This is a genomic window from Fischerella muscicola PCC 7414 (genome assembly GCF_000317205.1).
In the GTDB taxonomy this organism is placed as follows: Bacteria; Cyanobacteriota; Cyanobacteriia; order Cyanobacteriales; family Nostocaceae; genus Fischerella; species Fischerella muscicola.
This window is the reverse complement of record NZ_AJLK01000149.1, coordinates 1-2,161: the sequence shown is the minus strand read 5'-3', so window position 1 is coordinate 2,161 and position 2,161 is coordinate 1. Positions and strand designations below refer to the sequence as shown.

The window sequence follows — 2,161 nt, the reverse complement described above, 5'->3', positions numbered from 1 at the left end:
AACAACCAACCACTAACAACCAACCACCAACAATCAACCACCAACAACCAACCACCAACTAACTATTAGCAATTATTGACTTTGAAGATACGTAAGAGCTTCTGTTGTTTCTAATTGGGGGAATTCCTGATAAAAGTTGCTCACACTGGCAAATGGTTCTGGTGTGGCTAAAACAATGACGCGATCGCCCCATTGATGCAACCAGGGTACTAATCGTAGTGGTGCGACTGGCGCACATAACCAAACCTCTGCTGGAGAACGTTTTCTGATCGCAACAGCAGCCGCTGCCATTGTCATTCCCGTGGCAATACCATCATCAACGATAATGGCTATAGCACCTTCTGTATTCACCTGTGGGCAAGCAACACTCAACTCTGCTTCCAAAGATTTAGCTTGGTTAACTGCTGTATCTAATGCTGTGTGCGATCGCCAGTCCTGTCTTTGATATGCTCTTGTTGGCTGTTCCCAAATTACACTACCACAAGCAGTCACCGCACCAATTGCCAACTCTGGATTTTCTGGATGGCTAATCTTTTTCGCTACTAATATTGTTAATGGACAATCCAAAACACGCGCAACTGGTGCTGCTACCTCTAGTCCACCTCGCGGCAAAGCATAGACAATTGGTACAGGCCTGATTTTAGATTCAGATGCTTGTTTAATTAAAGTCGCCTGAACAACTTCGGCTAGTCTCTCTCCAGCTTGGGTACGATCATTAAAAAGCGGGGTATTTGACATTGTTTTCCCCCAGTACATGACAATACCATTGCTTTGATCATGACTGAATTTTTGTGAAATTGAACAAATTTTCTATTTTGTTAAACTAGAAACAGTTTTGTTGGTAGAAACGTTCACAAATAGCCCAATAAAAGTATAATTTCGTAATGTTAGCAGACACGAGGGACTGCACTGCTGGGCTGAACGTGCAAGTTTTTGGGTTAAAGATTTTACTCAGATTAGACACCTTGTGCTTAGATTAATATTGCAAGTTTCATGAGCAGCAAACATCAACTTAGTCTTTTTGGGGAATCCAATTTACAGGAATCTAATTTTGATCAAAAAGAATTAATTCCCACAGACGCCAAAATTCCCATTCCTACGGGAGTTTATCCTGATATGGTCGAGTTAGCACAGCATTGCAACCAATGTCATCGCTGTGATCTAGGAAATACTCGTACTCATGCTGTAGTCGGACGCGGTAGCCTCAAAGCACCGATCATGGTTGTAGGCGAAGCACCTGGACAAAACGAAGACGAAACAGGGCTACCATTTGTCGGTCGTGCCGGACAGCTTTTAGAGAAAATTCTACAATCGGTAAAACTAGATACAGAAAAAGATGTATATATATGCAATGTAAATAAATGCCGACCGCCAAATAACCGAGTTCCTACCAATGAAGAAATCGAGGCTTGCAAACCTTATCTATTAGAACAAATTCGGTTGGTAGATCCAAAAATCATTCTTTTGACAGGTGCAACTGCTGTCAAAGGTTTAATTGGCGATAAACGAGGGATTACTAAAATTCGTGGAACTTGGATGGAGTGGGAAGGACGTTTATGTATGCCGATTTTTCACCCTTCTTACTTACTGCGTAACCCTTCCCGCGAAGTTGGTAGCCCTAAATGGTTGATGTGGCAAGATATCCAAGCAGTGCGCGCTAAGTATGATGAAATTTTGGGGACTGGAGACTAGAGTTTTGATTACCAGCTATCTGTTTGTTTGAGATTCAATTGTAGTGGTTAGACGTTCTATCGCGTCGGTCAATCTTTCTTGGGCTGCAATAGCTGGATCAGTCGCACTTGCTTCCGCAGCAGCCTCCCCACTACGAACAAATCTTTTCTTGGCTTTTTCAAAAGCACGAATGATCAGAAAAATACAAAAAGCAATCACCAAAAAGTTGATGATTGCAGCCAAAAACATACCGTATTTAATGCCGTTGACTGATAAATTTTGTAAGTCATTTACTTTTGCAGCTCTGAGTACAGGATTCAAAATGACTGGTGTGATGATATCCTCTACAAGAGAAGTGACTATTTTGCTGAATGCAGCTCCGATAATCACTGCCACAGCTAAATCAATCACGTTACCTTGCATCAGAAACTTGCGAAAATCAGCCCATAAGTCATTACTACGCGCCATCAGCCTTTATCCCTTCTAAGAA

General features: G+C 41.9%; 3 protein-coding genes. 1 reads left to right on the top strand and 2 read right to left on the bottom strand.

All coding sequences use genetic code 11. The features are described 5' to 3' along the window. Nucleotides 1–72: 72 nt before the first annotated feature. Entirely contained in the window at nt 73–738 is a 666-nt protein-coding gene (locus UYI_RS0122995; protein WP_026086126.1) for a phosphoribosyltransferase, read from the bottom strand. Nucleotides 739–993: 255 nt separating this feature from the next. Here UYI_RS0122995 and UYI_RS0122990 point away from each other — a divergent pair, with 255 nt between their 5' ends. Then, nucleotides 994–1,692: a uracil-DNA glycosylase gene (locus UYI_RS0122990; RefSeq protein ID WP_016869021.1), complete on the top strand. Its 699-nt coding sequence runs from the start codon at nt 994–996 to the stop codon at nt 1,690–1,692. Nucleotides 1,693–1,707: 15 nt separating this feature from the next. Here UYI_RS0122990 and mscL read toward each other — a convergent pair whose 3' ends face one another. After that, complete coding sequence (mscL, locus tag UYI_RS0122985) at nt 1,708–2,139, bottom strand: large conductance mechanosensitive channel protein MscL (protein ID WP_016869020.1); 432 nt, start codon at nt 2,137–2,139, stop codon at nt 1,708–1,710. Nucleotides 2,140–2,161 lie beyond the last annotated feature (22 nt).